The sequence below is a fragment of the Melaminivora jejuensis genome, from assembly GCF_017811175.1.
Classification (GTDB): Bacteria; Pseudomonadota; Gammaproteobacteria; order Burkholderiales; family Burkholderiaceae_C; genus Melaminivora; species Melaminivora jejuensis.
This window is the reverse complement of sequence record NZ_JACWIJ010000002.1, coordinates 2,375,580-2,394,036: the sequence shown is the minus strand read 5'-3', so window position 1 is coordinate 2,394,036 and position 18,457 is coordinate 2,375,580. Positions and strand designations below refer to the sequence as shown.

The 18,457-nt window shown below is 69.6% G+C and carries 17 protein-coding genes and 1 pseudogene; 2 read left to right on the top strand and 16 right to left on the bottom strand.

Annotation, left to right across the window (positions count from 1 at the left end):
* Positions 1-31: 31 nt before the first annotated feature.
* The 8 genes and pseudogenes from IDM45_RS11310 to pqqA form a co-directional block, all read right to left on the bottom strand.
* The gene (locus IDM45_RS11310; RefSeq protein ID WP_232654004.1) at positions 32-1,342 is read right to left on the bottom strand and encodes an NAD(P)/FAD-dependent oxidoreductase; all 1,311 of its coding nucleotides are present in this window, start codon (positions 1,340-1,342) and stop codon (positions 32-34) included.
* 49 nt (positions 1,343-1,391) lie between these two features.
* A complete protein-coding gene (locus IDM45_RS11305) occupies positions 1,392-1,691 on the bottom strand; it encodes a c-type cytochrome (RefSeq protein WP_209422931.1) in 300 nt (99 codons plus the stop codon).
* 250 nt (positions 1,692-1,941) lie between these two features.
* Complete coding sequence (gene pqqE / locus IDM45_RS11300) at positions 1,942-3,054, bottom strand: pyrroloquinoline quinone biosynthesis protein PqqE (protein ID WP_209422930.1); 1,113 nt, start codon at positions 3,052-3,054, stop codon at positions 1,942-1,944.
* Entirely contained in the window at positions 3,038-3,331 is a 294-nt protein-coding gene (pqqD, locus tag IDM45_RS11295) for a pyrroloquinoline quinone biosynthesis peptide chaperone PqqD (protein WP_209422929.1), read from the bottom strand. The genes pqqE and pqqD overlap by 17 nt, the downstream gene beginning before the upstream one ends.
* Entirely contained in the window at positions 3,318-4,058 is a 741-nt protein-coding gene (pqqC, locus tag IDM45_RS11290) for a pyrroloquinoline-quinone synthase PqqC (protein WP_408631675.1), read from the bottom strand. The genes pqqD and pqqC overlap by 14 nt, the downstream gene beginning before the upstream one ends.
* A 25-nt stretch (positions 4,059-4,083) precedes the next feature.
* Entirely contained in the window at positions 4,084-4,242 is a 159-nt protein-coding gene (locus tag IDM45_RS18265; RefSeq protein ID WP_411828441.1) for a hypothetical protein, read from the bottom strand.
* A 3-nt stretch (positions 4,243-4,245) separates the two neighbouring features.
* A pseudogene (gene pqqB, locus IDM45_RS11285) lies at positions 4,246-5,000 on the bottom strand (pyrroloquinoline quinone biosynthesis protein PqqB); the annotation flags it as partial.
* A gap of 102 nt (positions 5,001-5,102) precedes the next feature.
* Complete coding sequence (pqqA, locus tag IDM45_RS11280) at positions 5,103-5,177, bottom strand: pyrroloquinoline quinone precursor peptide PqqA (protein ID WP_209424094.1); 75 nt, start codon at positions 5,175-5,177, stop codon at positions 5,103-5,105.
* A 90-nt stretch (positions 5,178-5,267) separates the two neighbouring features.
* Between pqqA and IDM45_RS11275 the strand changes: the two genes are divergently transcribed.
* The gene (locus IDM45_RS11275; RefSeq protein ID WP_209422927.1) at positions 5,268-6,377 is read left to right on the top strand and encodes an alpha/beta fold hydrolase; all 1,110 of its coding nucleotides are present in this window, start codon (positions 5,268-5,270) and stop codon (positions 6,375-6,377) included.
* 24 nt (positions 6,378-6,401) lie between these two features.
* On the opposite strand, the gene IDM45_RS11270 is transcribed toward IDM45_RS11275, so the two are convergent.
* The 5 genes from IDM45_RS11270 to IDM45_RS11250 form a co-directional block, all read right to left on the bottom strand.
* Positions 6,402-6,899: a c-type cytochrome gene (locus IDM45_RS11270; RefSeq protein WP_209422926.1), complete on the bottom strand. Its 498-nt coding sequence runs from the start codon at positions 6,897-6,899 to the stop codon at positions 6,402-6,404.
* Between the two features lie 4 nt (positions 6,900-6,903).
* Entirely contained in the window at positions 6,904-7,521 is a 618-nt protein-coding gene (locus IDM45_RS11265) for a pentapeptide repeat-containing protein (protein ID WP_209422925.1), read from the bottom strand.
* 81 nt (positions 7,522-7,602) lie between these two features.
* Complete coding sequence (locus tag IDM45_RS11260) at positions 7,603-9,504, bottom strand: methanol/ethanol family PQQ-dependent dehydrogenase (protein ID WP_209422924.1); 1,902 nt, start codon at positions 9,502-9,504, stop codon at positions 7,603-7,605.
* Between the two features lie 235 nt (positions 9,505-9,739).
* Positions 9,740-10,264: a cytochrome b gene (locus IDM45_RS11255; RefSeq protein WP_209422923.1), complete on the bottom strand. Its 525-nt coding sequence runs from the start codon at positions 10,262-10,264 to the stop codon at positions 9,740-9,742.
* A gap of 44 nt (positions 10,265-10,308) precedes the next feature.
* Positions 10,309-12,327, bottom strand: coding sequence for a sigma-54-dependent Fis family transcriptional regulator (locus IDM45_RS11250; RefSeq protein WP_209422922.1), 2,019 nt, complete (start codon positions 12,325-12,327; stop codon positions 10,309-10,311).
* A gap of 243 nt (positions 12,328-12,570) precedes the next feature.
* On the opposite strand from IDM45_RS11250, the gene pedF reads away from it, so the two are divergent.
* A complete protein-coding gene (gene pedF / locus IDM45_RS11245; protein ID WP_209422921.1) occupies positions 12,571-13,059 on the top strand; it encodes a cytochrome c-550 PedF in 489 nt (162 codons plus the stop codon).
* Between the two features lie 116 nt (positions 13,060-13,175).
* Here pedF and IDM45_RS11240 read toward each other — a convergent pair whose 3' ends face one another.
* The 3 genes from IDM45_RS11240 to exaC all read right to left on the bottom strand — a co-directional run bounded on the left by IDM45_RS11240 (position 13,176) and on the right by exaC (position 18,267).
* The gene (locus IDM45_RS11240; RefSeq protein WP_209422920.1) at positions 13,176-14,210 is read right to left on the bottom strand and encodes a catalase family peroxidase; all 1,035 of its coding nucleotides are present in this window, start codon (positions 14,208-14,210) and stop codon (positions 13,176-13,178) included.
* Between the two features lie 248 nt (positions 14,211-14,458).
* A complete protein-coding gene (locus tag IDM45_RS11235; RefSeq protein WP_209422919.1) occupies positions 14,459-16,612 on the bottom strand; it encodes a TonB-dependent receptor in 2,154 nt (717 codons plus the stop codon).
* Between the two features lie 128 nt (positions 16,613-16,740).
* Positions 16,741-18,267, bottom strand: coding sequence for an acetaldehyde dehydrogenase ExaC (exaC, locus tag IDM45_RS11230; protein WP_209422918.1), 1,527 nt, complete (start codon positions 18,265-18,267; stop codon positions 16,741-16,743).
* Positions 18,268-18,457: the final 190 nt, after the last annotated feature.

The following is an 18,457-nucleotide window of genomic DNA, read 5'->3' as shown; positions in this document are numbered from 1 at the left end:
AGCAAAGGCTACAGGGTGTTTTTGTCCTGAATCAACGTGGCGTGCCCCAGATATCGGCGCTCATGGCGGCGTACCAGGCGGCGCCATTGCGCGCCTCGGCGGCACGCAGCGCAGCGCTGCCGTCCAGCGCGCTGGCGCCCACGGCGTGGGGCAGGGCGACGATCTGGCCCGCGCTGGCGCGGTACACCCCCGAGACCGAGATGCCGTAGCCCGGCCCCAGCAGGCTGTAGCAGGTGTTGGCGTACCAGGCCGTGGGCGCGGGCTGGCCGGTCAGCTCGGCGGCAATGGCGGCGGCCACCACGCGGCCCTGGTTGCTGGCCGCGAAGGCTGATTTCGGGATAGGGCCGGCCAGCGCCGCATCGCCCAGCACATGGATGCCAGGCACCAGGCGCGACTCCAGGCTCTCGCCCCGCACGGGCGCCCAGCCGCTGGCGTCGCACACGCCGGCGCTGCGGGCGATCGCGCCGGCGTGCTGGGGTGGGATGACGTTGAGCACGTCGGCCCGGTGGCGCGTGCCGAACAGGGTCTCGACCTCCAGCGCCTTCGCATCGACGCGCACCACCTGGCCGTCCTGCGCCAGGCCGACCCACTCGATCATGTCGCCGTAGAGCTGCTGCCAGCCCTGCAGGAACAGCTCCTTTTTGGAGAAGTTGTTCTTGGCGTCCAGCAGTAGCAGCTTGCTGCGCGGCTTGTGCCGGTGCAGGTAGTGCGCCACCAGCGCCGCACGCTCGTAGGGGCCGGGCGGGCAGCGGTAGGGGTTGTCCGGGATGACCATGACGAAAGTGCCGCCGTCGCGCATGGCCTGCAGCTGGCGCTGCAGCAGCAGCGTCTGCTCGCCCGCCTTCCAGGCGTGCGGCGCCAGGGCGGCGGCGGCCTGGCCGTAGCCTTCGAGCGCGTCCCAGCGCAGATCGACGCCAGGCGACAGCACCAGCCGATCCCAGGGCAGCGCCTGGGCGCCCTCCAGGCGCAGCGTGCGCGTGTCGGCATCGACCTGCAGCGCCCGGGTATGCAGCACCTGCACGCCGGCGCAGCGCAGGCCGTCGTAGCCGTGGCCGATGCTGTCCAGCGTGCGCAGACCGGCCAGCACATGGTTGGAAAACGGGCAGGTGAAGAACCGCTGCGCCGGCTCGACCAGCGTGACCTGTACGTCAGGAGCGTACTGGCGCAGGTAGCGCGCAGCGCTGGCGCCGCCGAAGCCGCCGCCGACCACGACCACCCGGGCGCTGGCGGCGTGTGCGCGCACCAGTGCCGGCAGCGCCAGGCCGGCAGCGACCGGCAGGGCGCGCGCCAGCAGGCGGCGGCGCGACAGTGGGGCTGGGGACGGGGCGGGGAGCAGGCTCACGGCTGGCGTTTCAAGGGAGTGTTGCAAAAAGGCGTTTCAAGGAGGCGTTTCAAGGGGCTTGCGGCGGCATTGCGGGCCTTGGCTGCGGCTCGCTGGTGCCGCATTCCTGGGTGGGCGGTGACTGGGCAAACCACTGCGCCAGCGCCTGCAACTGCGCCTCGTCGTAGCCCTGCAGCAGCAGCGGCATGACGCTGGCCTGCGCCACCTGGCCACGGCGCAGGGCCTGCATCCGCTGCAGCAGCTCAGCGGCTGGCCGGCCCTGCAGGCGCGGCATGGCCTGGGCGGCAGCCGGCGGCGCCGCGCCTTGCGCGCCGTGGCAGGCAAAGCAGGTGCCGGCCAGCAGCGCCATGTCCAGCGGGGACGGGGCAGCCGGGGGCGCTGCCTGGGGAGCAGCGCCGCCAGCTGCGGCGCCGGGCTGGGGGGCGGGTCGGGTGGGGCGGATCCGGCGGTCGCCCAAGCCAGGCCGGGCAGGGCCAGCAAGCAGAGGTGGATGGAGATTTTTTTGATAGCTGGCAGCGCTTGCCCAGCAAGGGTTTGAGCCGTTTTTGGCCATAAAAGCGCTGCGGCTGGATGGCCTGCGCCCCTGCAACTGCGGGGGCTCATCCGAGGGCGCGCGACTGGGCGTCGCTGCGAAACACCAGCGGGATGTGCCGGCGCGCCGGGGCGTCGCGCACCAGCTGGACGATCTGGCCGTGCGCCGGCGACTTGGCGCACACCGGGTCGGTGGCGGCGGCGTCGCCGGTGAGCAAGAAAGCCTGGCAGCGGCAGCCGCCGAAGTCCTTGTGGCGCTCGTCGCAGCTGCGGCAGGGCTCGTGCATCCAGTGCTCGCCCCGGTAGGCGTTGAAGGCCTGGCTGCGCTGCCAGATGTCGGCAATGCTGTGCTCGGCGACGTGGGGTAGGGCCAGGCCGGGCAGGTCGCGCGCGTTGTGGCAGGGCATGGCCAGGCCGTCCGGGGCGATGCTCAGGAACACCGAACCCCAGCCGTTCATGCAGGCCTTGGGGCGCTCCTCGAAGTAATCGGGCACGACAAACAGCAGCCGGCAGCGGCTGCCGATGCGCTCGCGCCAGGACTGCACCACGGCCTCGGCCTCGCGCAGCTGCTCGCGCGTGGGCATGAGCTGGTCGCGGTTGAGCCAGGCCCAGCCGTAGTACTGCACGTTGGCCAGCTCCAGGTACTCGGCCTGCAGCGCCAGCGCCATTTCGATGATGGTGCCCACGTGCGGCAGGTTGTGGCGGTGCAGCACGCAGTTCATGACCATCGGCCAGTCGTGCTCCTTGATGGTGCGCGCCACTTTCTGCTTGAGCTCGAAGGTACGCGTGTGGCTCAGGAAGTCGTTGAGCTCGCGCGTGCTGTCCTGGAACGACAGCTGCACATGATCCAGCCCGGCGTCCTTGAGGCGGCGCGCGCGTGCCGCGCTCAGGCCGACGCCGGAGGTGATCAGGTTGGTGTAGTAGCCCAGCTGGCGGGCTTCCTGCACCAGCTCCTCCAGGTCGCCGCGCAGCAGGGGTTCGCCGCCGGAAAAGCCCAGCTGCGCCGCCCCCAGGGCGCGCGCCTGGCGCATGACATCGACCCATTGGGCGGTGCTCAGCTCGGGGCCGGCGCGCGTGTAGCGCGTCGGGTTGTAGCAAAACACGCAGTGCAGCGGACAGCGGTAGGTCAGCTCGGCCAGCAGCCACAGCGGCGGCGCCGGGCCTTCAGTCGAGCCAGCCACGGCGCGTGCCCTCCTCGATCAGCGACTGCACCTGCGCGGCAATGCCGCGCGTCTCGAACAGCACCTCCAGCTCGCCGACGATCTCGGCCACGGTGTGGCGGCCATCGCAGCGGCGCAGTATCTCGGCGGCGCTGTCGTTGAGCTGCACCATGCCCTCGGGGTACAGCAGCACCCAGCGGCCCTGGGCCGGCTCGTACTGCAGGCGCAGGCGGCGCGACAGGCGCGGCAGGGCGGGCGCTTCGGCCAGGTCGGGGAAGGCGGCGTCAGGCTGGCTCATGGCAGGCCTTTTCGATGGCGTCGAGCATGCTCCACAGGATGTCGAGCTTGAAGTGCAGGATGTCCAGCGCGCGCTGCTGCGCCGCGCGGGTCGTGAAATGCGCCAGCGTCACGCGCAGGCCGTGCTCGACATCGCGGCTGGCCAGCGGGATGCGCGAGCGAAAGTACGCCAAGCCCTGCGGGTCTATCCACGGATAGTGCAGCGGCCAGGTGGCCAGGCGATCCTTGTGGATCTGCGGCGCGAACATCTCGGTCAGCGACGAGCACACGGCCTCCTGCCAGGGCGCGCGGGCGGCAAAGTTGACGTAGGCGTCGCAGGCAAAGCGCACGCCGGGCACGACGCGGCGCAGCGACCACAGCTCCTCGCGCTCAATGCCCACGGCCTGGCCCAGGCGCGTCCAGGCCTCGATGCCGCCGGCGGCAGCTCCCTGGTGTTCGCCGTGGCCGTCGTGGTCGAGGATGCGCGTGATCCACAGCCGGCGCTCGGCGCGCTCGGGCATGTTGGCCAGGATGGCGGCGTCCTTGCGCGGGATGCAGATCTGGTAATAGAAGCGGTTGGCCACCCAGCAGCGCACCTGCTGGGGCGTGCAGGCGCCGGAGTTCAGGCGCTGGTTGAAGGGGTGGTGGATGTGGTAGGCCGCGCCCTTGTCGCGCAGCCGGGCCTCGAACTCCTCGGGGCTCCAGGCTGGCAGGTCGGCGGGCGGGGCCGGCTCGGTGGCGATGTCCATGCTCATGGCGGCGGGTCTTTCGGCTTCAGAACTCGATGGTCATGCCGTCGTGCGCCACTTCGACGCCGCAGGCCGCAAGGGCGGCGCGCTCGGCGCCGTCTTCGATCAGGATGGGGTTGGTGTTGTTGATGTGGATCAGCACCTTGCGCACGCTGGCGGGCAGGCGCGCCAGGTGTTCGAGCATTCCGCCCGGGCCGCTTTGCGGCAGGTGGCCCATGTCGGCCGCGCTGCGCGTGCCCAGGCCCAGGCGCTGCATTTCGTCGGCGCTCCAGAAGGTGCCATCGACCAGCACGGCGCTGCAGCTGGCCAGCAGCTCCAGCAGTTCAGGCGTGAGCGCGCCCAGGCCGGGGCGTAGAAGATGCGCGCGCCCGTGGCCGGGTTGTGCAGCAGCACGCCGATGTTGTCGCCCGGGCGCGGCGCGCTGCGGTGCGGCGAGTACGGCGGCGGGCTGGACGACAGCGCCAGCGCCTGCACCACCACGCCCGGCAGGCCGGGCACGCTGAAGCGGCTGCCGTCCAATGGCAGGACATGGGGCGCGACGCCGCAGTAGTGCGACAGCACGCGGGTCAGAGGCAGGCTGTCTTCGAGTTCGGCCAGGACTTCGCGCGTGGCCAGCAGCGGCAGCGGGCTGCGGCGCTCGCGCAGCATGAGCAGGCCGGCGGTGTGGTCGATCTGCGCGTCCATCAGCAGCACGGCGGCAATGCCGCTGTCGCGCAAGGCGCGCGCCGGCTGCAGCTGTGCAGTGGCACGGATTTGCGTCAGGATGTCGGGCGAGGCATTGATCAGCAGCCAGTCGCGGCCATCGGCGCTGACGGCCACCGAGGACTGGGTGCGCGGCGTGGCGCGCACGCGGCCTTGGCGCACGCCGTCGCATTGCGGGCAGTTGCAGTTCCACTGCGGAAAGCCGCCGCCGGCGGAAGAGCCCAGGACACGGAGTTGCATGGCTGAAGATGGGGAAAGAGGGGTCGGGGTTGCGGCTGGCAACACCCGGGCATGGGCACCGGGCGTTGCACTGGGGCCGCTTTCTCGGCCAGCCGCCAGTGGTCAGCGGTTGGCGATGTACATGGTGATTTCAAAGCCGAAGCGCAGGTCGGTGAAGGCGGGGGTGTTCCATTGCATGGCAGTCTCCTGAAAAAATTGATGTGGCACGGATCATGTGTGTGCCCTGGATGAAGACAGCTGACACCGGCTCCAGCGCAGGCACGAACCATGACATGCAAGAACGATGCCACCACACCCTCCTGGCCAGCGCCGCGCCATCTGCCGCGCAGCCATCTGCACCGCGTCGCCTGGCGCGACGTGGGCGCGCCTGCCGGCGAGCCCTGGCTGCTGCTGCATGGCGGGCCGGGCAGCGGCTGCCAGCCGGGGATGCTGGCGCCGTTCGACCTGCGCCGCCAGCGGGTGATTGCCGTCGATCAGCGCGGCGCCGGCGCCTCGCGCCCGCATGGGCGCGTGCCGGGTAACCACCTGCAGGCGCTGGTGGCTGATCTGGAAGCGCTGCGCCGGCAGCTCGGCCTGCAGCGCTGGGCGTTGCTGGCTGGCTCCTGGGGCACGGTGGTGGCGCTGGCCTATGCGCGCCAGTACCCGCAGCGCGTGCAGCGCCTAGTGCTGCGCGGTGCCTTCGGGCTGACGCGCCGGGAGGTCGGCGGCTTGCTGGAGGTGCGCGCCACACGCTGGCGCCTGCCTGGCGGCGCGGCACTCTGGCCGGCCCGCGCGGCTATGCCGCTACCCGCGCTGCTGGCGCGGCTGGAGCAATTGCTCCGAAGCGCAACACCGGCTGCTCCACGGCTGCACGCCCAGCGCGGCTGGGCGCTGCGCGAGCTGCGCGATGCCCTGCACGGCCTGCGGCGCAGCCTGCGCCACGCCAGGGGTGCGGAGCTGGCCGCGCGCCGGCCAGCATGGAAGGCGCTGGCGCGCCAGCGCCGCCGAGCGCTGGCCGGGCTGCGCCTGGCGCGGGCCACGCCGGCAGATCGCCGGCTGTGGGTGAAGTACCGGCTGCAGGCGCATTACCTGCGCCGCCGTGGCTTCATGCGCCCGGGCGGGCTGGATGCCGCCGTGCTGGCGCTGGCGCAGTCTGGTACGCCGGTGCAGTGGCTGCATGGCCGCTTCGATGCGATCTGCCCACCCCAGGCCAGCCGCCGCTGGGCGGCCATGGGGGCGGGCCGGGGGCGCCGGCGGCGTGTACGTTGCCGGCCAGCGGCCATCTGGGCCATGAGGCGCAGATGCTGCAGGCGCTGCGTGCCAGCGTGCGCAGCGCCATCCAGGCATTGGATGAAAAATGATGAAAAGTGGCTGAAACCCTTGCCGGGCAAGCGTTAGCAGCTATCAATAAGAAAGCATTAATCAGCGCAATGGGTTGCTTTCAATGAAGCTGCGCAGCGCCCAGGCCACGTCCGGGCCGATCACACCTTCCCACGGCGGCATGTGGACGATGCCGAATTTTTGCTTGCCATAGCGCACCGAATGGATGAAGAAGGCATCGGCATCGCCCATGCAGCGCTGGCGCAGCGCCGCATCCTGGATGCGCCGGCAGCCCAGGCCCAGGCGGCGCAGGTCGGGCGCCGGCGAGCGCGAGCCGTTGGCATCCTCGCCGTGGCAGCGCGCGCAGCTTTGGTTGAAGGCGCTGCGTCCCAGGGCGATGGCCGCCTCGTTGCCGCGCAGCGGGTTGGGCTCGGCCCAGGTGCGGGCCTGCTCGGGCAGCGCCGAGGCATCCACCTGCGGGGCCACGCGCTCGATGGCGTGGGCGGCAGCGCCGACCAGCACCCCGACTGCCAGCAGTGCCAGGGCAGCCAGGCCCGAGCGCGCCCGGGCCTGGATGGAAATGCGTGTGTACTGCTGCATGGCCTTACCTCCAGTCCGGATGGCAGCCCCGGCATTCGTCCATGGCCGACTCGGTGAATATGGTGTAGCGCGTGAAGTTGCCCTCGAAGAAGGCGTCCTTCAGGTTGGTGGCGACGAACTTGCTTTCCTGCAGGTTGCTGCCGATGAAGCGCGTGCCGACGAACCAGGCATGGTTCAGCCGCGCCATCTCCAGGTTGGCGCCGCGAAATTCGGCGCCGGAAAAATCCGAGCGCATCAGCCGCGTGGCCTCCAGGTCGGTGCCGATGAAGCGGGCGTTCCTGAAATCGGTGTTGGCCGCCGAGGCCTTGGTCAGGCGCGCGCCGGTCAGGTCGGCGCCGTCCAGGTTGGCTGCCGACAGGTTGGCGCCGCGCAGGTCGGCGCGCGTCAGATTGGCCCCGCGCAGATCGGCGCCGGCCAGGTTCTTGCCGACCAAGCTGGCGTGGCGCAGGTCGGCGCCGGGGCAGCGGGTGTAGGGCCAGATCGGGCAGCCGTTGACCACCAGGGGCTGTCCGGCGGCTGCGGTTTCGGCGGGCGGTGCGGCGTCTGTGGGCTGGGCATGGACGCTGCCAGCCCATGCCAGACAGGCGGCGCTGGCCAGGGCCAGGCGGGTGAGGGGATTCATGGGTGGCTCCAGGGTGGGGCTGGCAGGGGTGCCCTCTCCCGCGCAGGCGGGAGAGGGCGGGTCGAAGTCCGGGGTCGGGGCTTACTTGCCCGCGACTTTCTGCGCCTTGGGCAGTTTGAAGACCCACATCGAGCCGCCTTGCGAGACCTGCTTGGTCAGCTCGGCCATGTCGCCGCCCCACAGCGGCACGGCGCCGCCGTAGCCGGACTGGATGGCCAGGTACTGCTCGCCGTCCATCTCCCAGGTCACGGGCACCGAGACCACGCCCGAGCCGGTCTGGAATTTCCACAGTTCCTTGCCGCTCTTGTTGTCGAAGGCCTTGACGAAACCGTCGGAGGTGCCGGTGATGAGCAGGCCGCCGGCGGTGGTCAGCGTGCCGGCCCACAGCGGGAACTCCTCCTTGTGCTCCCAGACGATCTTGCCGGTCTGCGGGTTGATGGCGCGCAGGGTGCCGACGTGGTCGTCATAGAGTTTCTTGATGCGGAAGCCCTGGCCCAGGTAGGCCGCGCCGGGCTTGTAGGTGATCTGCTCGGACCAGTAGTCCATGGCCCAGTGGTTGGCCGGGATGTAGAACAGGCCCGAGTCGGGGCTGTAGCTCATGGGCATCCAGTTGGTGCCGCCCAGGAACGGGGGCGAGACGAAGATGCTCTCGCCCTTTTCCTCGCCGGGCTTGGGCTCGGGCGGGCGGTTGTTGTTCTCGATGGGCAGGCCGGTCTTGAGGTCGAAGCCCTTGGCCCAAGTGATGCCATCAACGAACGGATAGGCGCCGATGATGGCGTTTTGCTTCCAGGGATGGCCACCGTCCGCCTTGGCAAGCTTTTCGCGGTCGGTCAGGAAGAAGAAGCCATTGCGGTCGGCGTGCGCCGAGGCCTTGATGGTCTTGCCGCTCTTGGGATCTTTGTAGTCGAACAGCAGCACCGAGTTGTTGCCGGAGAAATCCCAGGCGTCGTTGGGCGTGTGCGAGAAAAAGCCCTTGAGGTCGCCCGTGGTCGGATCGACGTAGGCCTGGCCCGAGGTGTACAGGCTGGGCCAGTTGCGCGGATCGTCGCCCTTGGCGGTGCGCTTCCAGGTGTTCCAGGGCGCCGGGTTGCCGGTGCCCACGACGATGGTGTTGGTCTCGATGTCGAAGGAGGGCGTCTGCCACGGCGCGCCGCCGCCCTGGCTCCAGGCCTCGACCTTGCCGGTGGGGCTGTTCGGGTCGTCGGGCCAGCTCGGGGCCTTCGGGTCGCCCGTGGGCGTGCTGGGTTGGCCGTTGAGGCGGCCCACGTGGCCCTCCACCATGGGGCGCGCCCACACTTCCTTGCCGGTCTCCGGGTCGCGCGCGTACAGCCAGCCGACCACGCCGAACTCGTCGCCCGAGGAGCCATGCACCAGCAGCACCTTGCCGGTCTTTTGATCCTTGATGATGAAGGGCGCGCCGGTCATGGTGTAGCCGACCTTGTGGTCGCCGAACTTCTCGTTCCAGACCACCTTGCCGGTGTTGCGATCCAGCGCCACGATGCGCGCGTCCAGTGTGCCGAAATAGACCTTGTCGCCGTAGATGGCGGGGCCGCGGTTGACCACGTCGCAGCACGGGCGGATGTCCTCGGGCAGGCGGTGCTCATACGTCCACAGGCGCTTGCCGCTGCGCGCGTCCAGCGCCACGAAGCGCGAGTACGAGGCGGTCACGTACATCACGCCGTCGTGGATCAGCGCCTGGGCCTCCTGGCCGCGCTGCTTCTCGCCACCGAAGGAGTAGCTCCACACGGGCACCAGGCCGGCGACGTTGGCGGTATTGAGCGCCTTGGCCGGGCTGTAGCGCTGCGCCGTCAGGCCCAGTCCGTAGCTGAGCACGTCGCCGGTGGTCTTGTGGTCGTTGGCGATGTCCTCCCAGCTCACCGGCTTGACGTTGGCGGCCTGTGCCGGCAGTGCGAAAGCGGCGGACAGGGCGACGAACAATGCGCTCAGGCCCAGGCGCATGGGGCGTGTGGAATCAGGGGTCATGATGAGGTGCTCCTTGTGTTGTATCGGACGGGGTGCCCGGCCTGTCCTGAGCAAGAGGCGTGCCACCGGTGCCGCTGGCGTCCTGGCGCTGTTGCTGCTGGCCTGGCGGGGGATTGGCGTGGCCGCAGCGGCGCTGGCCCGCCGGGCCGTGGGCCAGGCGTTCAAATGTGGAGCGCCCGGGCGGGCGCGGATTGCTCAGTTCCGGAGCAGCCGCCGCGCCCCGGCCCTGCGGCCTTCAGCGCATCCGCCGCAATGCGCCGTCGCGCAGCACGAGCTGATGGTGCGCGGTGGCCGCCACGTGCAGCACGGCCAGCGCCAGCAGCGCCCAGGCCGACCAGTGATGCACGCCGGCCATCAGCGCTTTGGCAGCATCCCAGCGCCCGCTCCACTGCGGCAAGAGCAGGCCGTAGAAGCGGATCGGGTAGCCCGAGAAGACCGAGCCCAGAAAGCCCGCCAGTGGCACCAGCAGCATCAGTGCGTACAGCAGCCGGTGCGCGCCGCTGGCCAAGCGCTGGCGCGCTGCGCCCTGAGCCAGGGGCGGCACGCGCGGGCGCAGCAGCGCCCAGGCCAGGCGCAGCAGCACCAGCAGGCCCAGCACCATGCCCAGCGACTTGTGCTGGTTGAACCACCAGGCGCGCACGCCGCTGCCGTCCTTGGGCAGGCCGGTCATCCAGATGCCCAGGGCGAGCTGGGCCAGCAGCAGCGCGGCCATCAGCCAGTGCAGCACAACGGAGAGACGGTCGTAGCGGGTGTCTTGCATGGCAAATCCTTTCCGGGTGGGGTGGCCCGGGCGGATCGGCCGGGTCAGTCGAGCAGGTCGGGCGGCAGCAGGTTTTTCTTGCGATAGATGGTGTTGCGCGACACCCCCAGCGCCTTGGCTGCCGCCGAGACGTTGCCCCGGTGCTGGCGCAACATCTGTGCCATGGCCTGCAGCGTCACGTCCTGCAGGCTCTGGCCGTCCTCGGCAGGGTCATCGGGCCAGGCGCTGGTGGGCGGGGTGCCCACGGCTGGCACCAGGGCAGCGTCGGTCGTCCCCAGCGCCAGGCGCACGGTGGGCGACGGCGCCTGGGGCGGGCGCAGCTCGTCGAAGAAGTCGTCGGGCAGGTGCTCCATGCGGATGGTGCAGTCCTCATCGACCATGGCGCAGGCAGTGCGCAGCAGGTTGTGCAACTGGCGCACGTTGCCCGGCCAGTGGTAGTGCGACAGCAGTTCCATGACGCCGGGGTCGATGCGCACCCTGGTGCAGTTCTCGCACAGGGTTTTCAGCACCTTGCGTGCCACGGCCTCGAAGTCGCTGCGCTCGCGCAGCGCCGGCAGGCGCACTACCAGGCCGTTGAGGCGGTAGTACAGGTCTTCGCGGAATTCGCCCCGGGCGATCAGCTCCTTGAGGTTCTTGTGCGTGGCGCTGATGACCTTGACATCGACCTCGATCTCCTTGCCTGCGCCCAGCGGGCTGATGCGCCGCTCCTGCAGCACGCGCAGCAGCCGCGCCTGCAGGTGGCGCGGCATGTCGCCGATCTCGTCGAGAAACAGCGTGCCGCCGTGGGCCTGCTGGATCTTGCCCATGGCGCCCTTTTTGCGCGCGCCGGTGAAGGCGCCTTCCTCGTAGCCGAACAGCTCGGCCTCGATCAGCGTGTCGGGGATGGAGGCGCAGTTGACGGCGACGAAGGGCTGGCGCGCGCGCGCCGAATCGTGGTGGAAGGCCTGCGCCAGCAAGTCCTTGCCGGTGCCGGTCTCGCCCAGGATCATGACCGGGATGTCGCGGTCGATCACCTTGCGCAGCTTGGCGATGACGCCGGCGAGTTGCTCGTCGCCCGTATCCAGGTACTGCAGCGACGACAGATGGGGCCGGCGCGCTGGCGGGGCGGTACGCGGCGGTGCCGGCGGGGCGGCCTCGGCGCTGCTGGCGATGGGCGCGACCAGCGGCGCCGCCCACGGCCCGGCGGGGCGGATCTCGGTGCGGCACCACACATTCACGCCGTTGTGCAGGCACAACTGGCGCGGCGCCGGGCTGGGGCCGGCGAACAGCTCGAACAGCGCCGACATGGGCAGGTCGAACAGCGAGGAAAAGGTGTGCGCCTGCAGCGCGTTGACCGACAGCCCGAACTGGAATTGCGCGCTGCGGTTGGCCGAGATGAAGCGCCCCTCGGGCGTGAACACGGCGATGCCCTCGACCAGCGTGCCCAGGAACTCCGGGCGCGAGTGGAAGTGCAGCCGCACGGCCTTGGGAAAGCTGGCGGCGAACATCTGGTTTTCGATCATCTGCGCCGACATGCGCACCAGCGCCAGCGTGTGCTGGTGGTAGCTGCGGTGGTCGCCGCTGACATCCAGTGCGCCGATGAGCTGGCCTTGTGGGGCAAAGATCGGCGCGCATGAGCACGTCAGGCTCTGGTTGGCCTGCATGTAGTGCTGCGCGCCGTGTACCGTGATGGCCTCCTGCTCGGTCAGGGCGGTGCCGATGGCATTGGTGCCGCGCGTCTGCTCAGACCAGTCGATGCCCGGCAGCAGCGCCACGCTGGAGGCTTTTTCCAGGAAGTCGCTGTCGCCCTTGGAGTGCAGCACCAGGCCCTGCGCCGAGGTCAGCACGACCATGCTGTGGGTGTTGGCGATCTGCTCGTACAGCGTCTCCATGATGGGCACGGCGTGCTGGAACAGGAAGCGGTTTTCTTCCAGCGCAGCACTCAGCTCGCCCCGGCTGACGCGCGTGTAGTCGGGCTTTTCGTCCAGCGTGACGCCATAGGACTGTGAGCGCGAATGCGCCTTGTCGATCAGGGGGCTGTCCTGCGGCGGGCCATCGGAGCGCTCCAGAGGGTGGTTGTGCATGTCGTCTCCTGTTGCCAAGGCTTTGGCTTGTGGTCTTGTGCCGCTGCTGCGGCGCGGGCATGTGCGGTTTTGTAGCAAGAAACGCGCCGACTGTCTCGCAGGCGACAAAGTGCTCCAGCGTGCAACACCTGCGGTGTATCTGGCGGGCACTGGACAGCCGGCGCGCGGCGCTGGCCTGCGGGAGTGGCCCGCATATTGCTTGGCAAGGCCATCCCCTTTCAAACACTGATCCAGGAGACGCCCATGCCCCGATTCTTTCCGCCTCGCCTTGCACGCAGCTTGCTGCTGTGCGCCGCTGCCGCCTGCCTGAGTACGGCGGCGCTGGCGCACGGTGATGTCGTGCCCCAGGCTGTTGACACGTCCTCGCTGCCCCAGCTCGGCGCCAAGTGGCTGGAGGCCAACCCCTACAGCAGCGGCGAGGGGCACAAGGAGGCGCTGCGCATCGGCAGCTCGGCCTACAACCAAAACTGCGCGCGCTGCCACGGCCTGGAGGCAGTGTCGGGCGGCATTGCGCCGGATTTGCGCAAGTTCGACGAGGAATGCTCCGGCTACGCCGACGCTGCCAAGAAAAAGGTTTGTTTCCAGGAAATGGACGACTACTACGCTGGCACCGTGCGCCGGGGCCGCACGCGCGACGGGCGCGTCTATATGCCGCCCTTTGAGGGCACGTTGAGCCAGGAGGCCGTCTGGGCCATCCGCACCTATCTGGAGGAGCGCCGCGAGCAGCAGTGAACCTGGCGCCGGTCGCTGGCTGCCGGCAAGGTGCATCGGCCCGGCGCAGTGATGCGCCGGGCCGTTGTTGCTGGAGCGGTTGTGCCACTGCCGATGCGAGTGGCTATTGCAATTGGCTATTGGCCGCCTGGCTCACCCAGGCGGCGGCTCTGCGAGATGGCATAGGGCGCCGAGCGGGCCGCCAGCATGGGATCAGCCGAGGCCACCACGCCGCGCGGCAGCACCAGCGGCACGAAGGTCAGCGCCGTGCAGGGGCCGGCGCCTGCGCTGTCGGCGGAGACGGAGGTGATCTTCAGGCGCCCCAGGTTGACCTTGCGCCGTCCGGCGGGCAGCGGCACCACGGGGCTGTCGATGCGGTCGCCGGCTTCGGCCAGCTCCAGGTTGAAGTCGAAGGCCACCTGGCCCTGGCGCACGCGCTCGCGCAGGTCGGCAAACAGAAAGTCGCCGCCACGGGCCTTGGCCTGGGCCTCGTCCAGGCCCTGTACGCCGCCCACCGGCTCGAACAGCCACTTGCCCCAGGTGGTCTGCCCTTGCGCGTTGACGAAGCCAAAGCCGTGGACGCCCCAGTAGTTGATGCTGGCGAAGCTGGCCGGCACGGGCTGGGCCGCCAGGTACTTGCCTTGCAGCAGCACCTCGGGGTTGGCATCGGCAAAGGCCTTGGCGCGTGCCGCATCGGGCTTGCCGGTGGCCGGGTTGGGCTGCAGCGATGCCAGCCGCCCCAGGAACTGCGCCGGCGTGGCCGCGCCAAAGACCGGGCTGGAGATGTTGCCCATCTGCCACTGCTCGCCTGCCGGCAGGTCGAACTGCAGCGCCATGTTGCGCTGGCTGCGGGTGTTGTCGGGCGCCTTGGGGTTGGCGCCGACCACGGAAAAGCGCGCCAGCACCGGCACTGGCTGGCCGCTGAAGGCCGAGGCGCTCGACAGCGCCCTGGCCTGGGCGCTGCCGATGAATTCGCCAGCGGCGCAAATGCCCTTGGCGCCCGAGCGGCGCTGGCCGGCGAACTTGCCGGTGGTGGCTTCGAGCTGGTTGACCAGCGCTGCCGGGTCGGTGGTATCGGCAGCGGCGCCGCTGCCGGTCTGGGCGCAGCCGGCGAGCAGTGCTGCTGCGGCGGCCAGGGGCAGGCGCCAGCGCCAGGCGAGATGATGGTTCATGTTGTGGTCTCCTCAGTGGTTTGTTTTACAAGAAAAACGCCTCCAGCCCTTGCTGGACAAGCGTTGGCAGCTATCAAATCAATATTGATGCCCGGCCCGGGGCCATTCGCGATCCTTGAAGGCTGTGCGCTGTGCGCCGGCACTTGCACCACCCTGGACGCACCACCGCCCGCAGGTGCGCCAGCGGCTGATTCGCCGCAGCGCCTTGAGAAGGTGCAAGGGCTGGCCCTCAGAGCGTGTTTACGCTCTCAGAACTGGTGCGTCAGATTCAGCCCGACCATCCACTGGCGCCCCGGCGCGCCCTCGTAGTAGCGGCCATTGCCTTCGTTGACGATGACCGAGCCGACGTAGCGCCGGTCGGCCAGGTTGTCGATGCGGGCAAAGGTGTCGAGCTTCCAGGCGCCCAGGTGCAGGGTGTGGCCGGCGCTGGCGGCCAGCACAGCGTAGGACGGCGCCAGCACACTGTTGCTGTCGTTGGCGGCGATGCTGCCGACGTGGCGCCAGTCCAGCCCGAAGCGCCAGGCGCTGTCCGGGCGCCAGTCCAGCGCCAGCGCAGCCTGGCGCTGCGCCGTGCCGGCAATGCGCCGGCCCGCTGGCACGCACACGCCCTTGGCATCGCAAAAGCCCGCGCGCAGCTTGGCGTCCAGCACGGTCAGCGCGGCATCCAGGCGCAGCGTGCGCGTCAGCCACAGCCCGGCGCCCAGCTCCAGGCCCTGGCGCCGCGTGCGTCCAGCGTTCTGGTAGGAGGTGCGCCCGCCGGCGTTTTCCGCCGGCACGATCTCGTTGCTGGTGCGCGTGTGGAACAGCGCCGCCGACCAGTCGCCGCGCAGGCCGTCGCCCGCCAGGCGCTGGCGCAGGCCGATCTCGGCGCTGGTCGAGGTGGCCGGCTGCAGGCCGAAGTTCAGCCCCGGCAGGCCTGCCGGACGGTAGGAAATCTCGTTGAACGTGGGCGTCTCCAGGCCGCCGCCGATGGAGGCGTACCACTGCGTGCGGGCATCCCAGGCGTGCTGCAGCGACAGCACCGGCAGCAGGCGGCGGTAGCGCGCCTCGCCGCTGTCGTCGCCGTTGCCCGGAGCGATGTAGTGGTCGCGCGACTTGAAGCGCACCCGGCTCCAGCGCACGCCGGCGTCCAGTTGCCACTGCGGCGCGAAGGCCCAGCTGGCCTGCGCGTAGGGGTCGAGGTTGCTCAGGGTGTTGCGCTCGTCGCGGCGCAGCGCGCCCTTGATGCCCAGCAGCTCGCCGGCGTGGTTGTTGTAGCCCTGGCGGTCTTCCTGCACCACGTTGGCTGCCAGGCCCACGATCACGCCGACTTCGCCGGTCTGCGGCTGGGCGTTGTGCGCCCAGCGCAAGTCCAGGCCGCCGTAGTCGCGCCCCATGTCGATCACGCCGCCGGCGCTGGTGGGCGGCTTTTGCGCCGCCACCGGGATGGATTGGTACTGCGTGATGCGCCGGCTGCCGCCATAGACCATGGCGCGCACGGCAGTGCCGCCGCCGAGCTGGCGCTCGTAGGTCAGGCCGGTCTGCGTCTGGCGCATGGACTTGCGCATGTTGAACTGCAGCGGCCCGGCGGCGGTGCTGCGCGGGTCGAGTTGCCACTCCTGCGGGGTCAGGCCGCCGGCGTCCTGCGCGTCGATGTTGACGTGGTTGGCGACCACGGTGAGCTGGCTGTCGGCCCCGGGGCTGGTGTCCAGCCGGGCATTGAACAGGTTCTTGTCGGCGCCGCTGTGGACGCGCCAGCCGTCGGTCAGGAAGCGGCTGGCGCTGACCACGTAGCCCACGCCGCCAGCTTCGCCCTGGGCCTTGAGGCCCAGGCGCTTCTGGCCATTGCTGCCGACGGCAAAGCTGCCCTGCACGCTGGGCTGGCCTTGGCCGCGCTCGGTGTAGGCGTTGATGACACCACCCGAGGCGTTGCCGTACAGCGCCGAGTACGGCCCGCGCAGCACCTCGATGCGCTCCAGCGCGGACAGGTCGATGTGGTTGGTCTGGCCCTGGCCGTCCGGCATGGTGGCCGGCAGGCCATCGACGAAGACCTGGATGCCGCGCACGCCAAAGGTGGAGCGCGCGCCGTGCCCGCGGATGGACAGCTGCAAGTCCTGCGCGTAGTTCTGGCGGTTTTGCAGCAGCAGGCCGGGCGTGCCGGCCAGGGCCTCGGACAGGTTGACCTGCCACTGGCGATCCTGCAGGCGCTCGCCATCGAGCACCGTGACCGAAGCCGGCGTGTGCTCGGCAGACGACTGCAGCAAGGTGCTGCGGATGGTGATGTCGGGCAGCGTGCCGGTCGCCGCTGCTGCCGGTGCGGAGCTGGACTGCGCCAGCGCTGCCTGGGCCAGCAGCAGTGCGGCGGCCAATGCGCTGGCCTTGAGCGGCCAGCCAGCCACGGGGCAGGGCGGTTGGGTGTGCATGGGCATCCTTTGCAAGCGATGAGAGGCGGACAGGGCAGACGGAAAAAGCCGGGCCTCAGCCGCCTGTGCTGAGTGCCCGGCCCTGGCGATCCGGCCCCGAAGCAGGGCCGGATGCGCCCGCTCCAGCCTCAGAAGAAGCCCAGTGCCTGGGGGTTGTAGCTCACCAGCAGGTTCTTGGTCTGCTGGTAGTTGGACAGCGCCAGCTTGTGCGTCTCGCGGCCAATGCCCGACTTCTTGTAGCCGCCAAAAGCAGCGTGCGCCGGGTACAGGTGATAGCAGTTGGTCCAGACCCGGCCTGCCTGGATGGCGCGGCCCATGTGGTAGGCGATGTTGCCGTTGCGGCTCCACACACCGGCGCCCAGGCCGTACTCGGTGTCGTTGGCGATGCGCACGGCGTCCTGCACGTCCTTGAAGGTGGTCACCGAGGCCACAGGGCCGAAGATTTCCTCCTGGAACACGCGCATATGGTTCTGGCCGTACAGCAACGTCGGCTTGATGAAGAAGCCGTCGTTGATCTCGCCGCCGGCGCGCAGGCGCTCGCCGCCGGTCAGGCACTTGGCACCCTCGCCCCGGCCAATGTCGATGTAGCCCAGGATGCGGTCGAGCTGCTGCTGCGACACCTGCGCGCCGACCATGGTGCTCCTGTCCAGCGGGTGGCCCTGCTTCATGGCCTCGACGCGGGCCACGGCGCGCTCCATGAAGCGCTCGTAAATCGATTCCTGCACCAGGATGCGCGAGGGGCAGGTGCAGACCTCGCCCTGGTTGAGCGCAAACATGGCAAAGCCTTCCAGCGCCTTGTCCAGGTATTCATCGTCGGCGTCGAGCACGTCGGCAAAGAAAATGTTGGGGCTCTTGCCGCCCAGCTCCACCGTGGAGGGGATCAGGTTGTCGGCGGCGGCGTGCAGGATGCGCTGGCCCACAGGGGTGGAGCCGGTGAAGGCGATTTTTGCGATGCGTTTGCTCGTCGCCAGGGCTTCGCCGGCTTCCCTGCCGTAGCCGTTGACGATGTTGACCACGCCCGGGGGCAGCAGGTCGGCGATCAGCTCCATCAGCACCATGATCGACGCCGGCGTCTGCTCGGCGGGCTTCATGACCACCGAGCAGCCTGCCGCCAGGGCGGGCGCCAGCTTCCAGCAGGCCATCAGGATGGGAAAGTTCCACGGGATGATCTGGCCGACCACGCCCATGGGCTCGTTGAAATGGTAGGCCACGGTGTTGGCGTCGATCTCGGAGATCGTGCCCTCCTGGCCCCGGATGCAGCCGGCAAAGTAGCGGAAGTGGTCGATGCCCAGCGGCAGGTCGGCGGCCATGGTCTCGCGCAGCGGCTTGCCATTGTCGATGGTCTCGGCAATGGCCAGCAGCTCCAGGTTCTGCTCCATGCGGTCGGCGATCTTGAGCAGGATGCCCGAGCGCTCGGCCACCGAGGTCTTGCCCCATTTTTCCTGGGCGGCGTGGGCGGCGTCGAGCGCCCGGTTCACGTCGGTGGCGTCGGATTGCGCCACCTTGCAAAACGGCTTGCCGGTGATGGGCGAGACGTTGTCGAAATAGCGTCCGGCGGCGGGAGCGACCCACTTGCCGCCGATGAAGTTGTCGTATTGCTGGCGATAGGGATAGGCGATTTCGAGGTTGAAACGCTTGAGTTCGAACATGTCCATGGTGGTCTCCTGGGTGTGGATCGGCGGGTGAGGGCCGGTGCATGAAAAAACCGGCTTGCCCTGTCCATACAAAGTTCGTGCCAGCCTGGGCCTGGGCCTGCCTGGCACTGGGCAGGCCGGGTGCGGACTGGGCGGCCAGGGGTTGCGCCGCCGCTGGCGCAACCGGCGCTGCTCCAAATTGCGCCACTGT

Coding starts and splice junctions, on each gene's coding strand:
- IDM45_RS11235 (WP_209422919.1), bottom strand. CDS start 16,612: ATGCACACCCAACCGCCCTGCCCCGTGGCTGGCTGGCCGCTCAAGGCC.
- pqqD (WP_209422929.1), bottom strand. CDS start 3,331: ATGAGCCAGCCTGACGCCGCCTTCCCCGACCTGGCCGAAGCGCCCGCC.
- IDM45_RS18265 (WP_411828441.1), bottom strand. CDS start 4,242: ATGCTCGAACACCTGGCGCGCCTGCCCGCCAGCGTGCGCAAGGTGCTG.
- IDM45_RS11240 (WP_209422920.1), bottom strand. CDS start 14,210: ATGAACCATCATCTCGCCTGGCGCTGGCGCCTGCCCCTGGCCGCCGCA.
- IDM45_RS11305 (WP_209422931.1), bottom strand. CDS start 1,691: ATGGCGCTGCTGGCCGGCACCTGCTTTGCCTGCCACGGCGCGCAAGGC.
- IDM45_RS11265 (WP_209422925.1), bottom strand. CDS start 7,521: ATGAATCCCCTCACCCGCCTGGCCCTGGCCAGCGCCGCCTGTCTGGCA.
- IDM45_RS11275 (WP_209422927.1), top strand. CDS start 5,268: ATGACATGCAAGAACGATGCCACCACACCCTCCTGGCCAGCGCCGCGC.
- exaC (WP_209422918.1), bottom strand. CDS start 18,267: ATGGACATGTTCGAACTCAAGCGTTTCAACCTCGAAATCGCCTATCCC.
- IDM45_RS11250 (WP_209422922.1), bottom strand. CDS start 12,327: ATGCACAACCACCCTCTGGAGCGCTCCGATGGCCCGCCGCAGGACAGC.
- pqqC (WP_408631675.1), bottom strand. CDS start 4,058: ATGGACATCGCCACCGAGCCGGCCCCGCCCGCCGACCTGCCAGCCTGG.
- IDM45_RS11255 (WP_209422923.1), bottom strand. CDS start 10,264: ATGCAAGACACCCGCTACGACCGTCTCTCCGTTGTGCTGCACTGGCTG.
- pedF (WP_209422921.1), top strand. CDS start 12,571: ATGCCCCGATTCTTTCCGCCTCGCCTTGCACGCAGCTTGCTGCTGTGC.
- IDM45_RS11270 (WP_209422926.1), bottom strand. CDS start 6,899: ATGCAGCAGTACACACGCATTTCCATCCAGGCCCGGGCGCGCTCGGGC.
- IDM45_RS11260 (WP_209422924.1), bottom strand. CDS start 9,504: ATGACCCCTGATTCCACACGCCCCATGCGCCTGGGCCTGAGCGCATTG.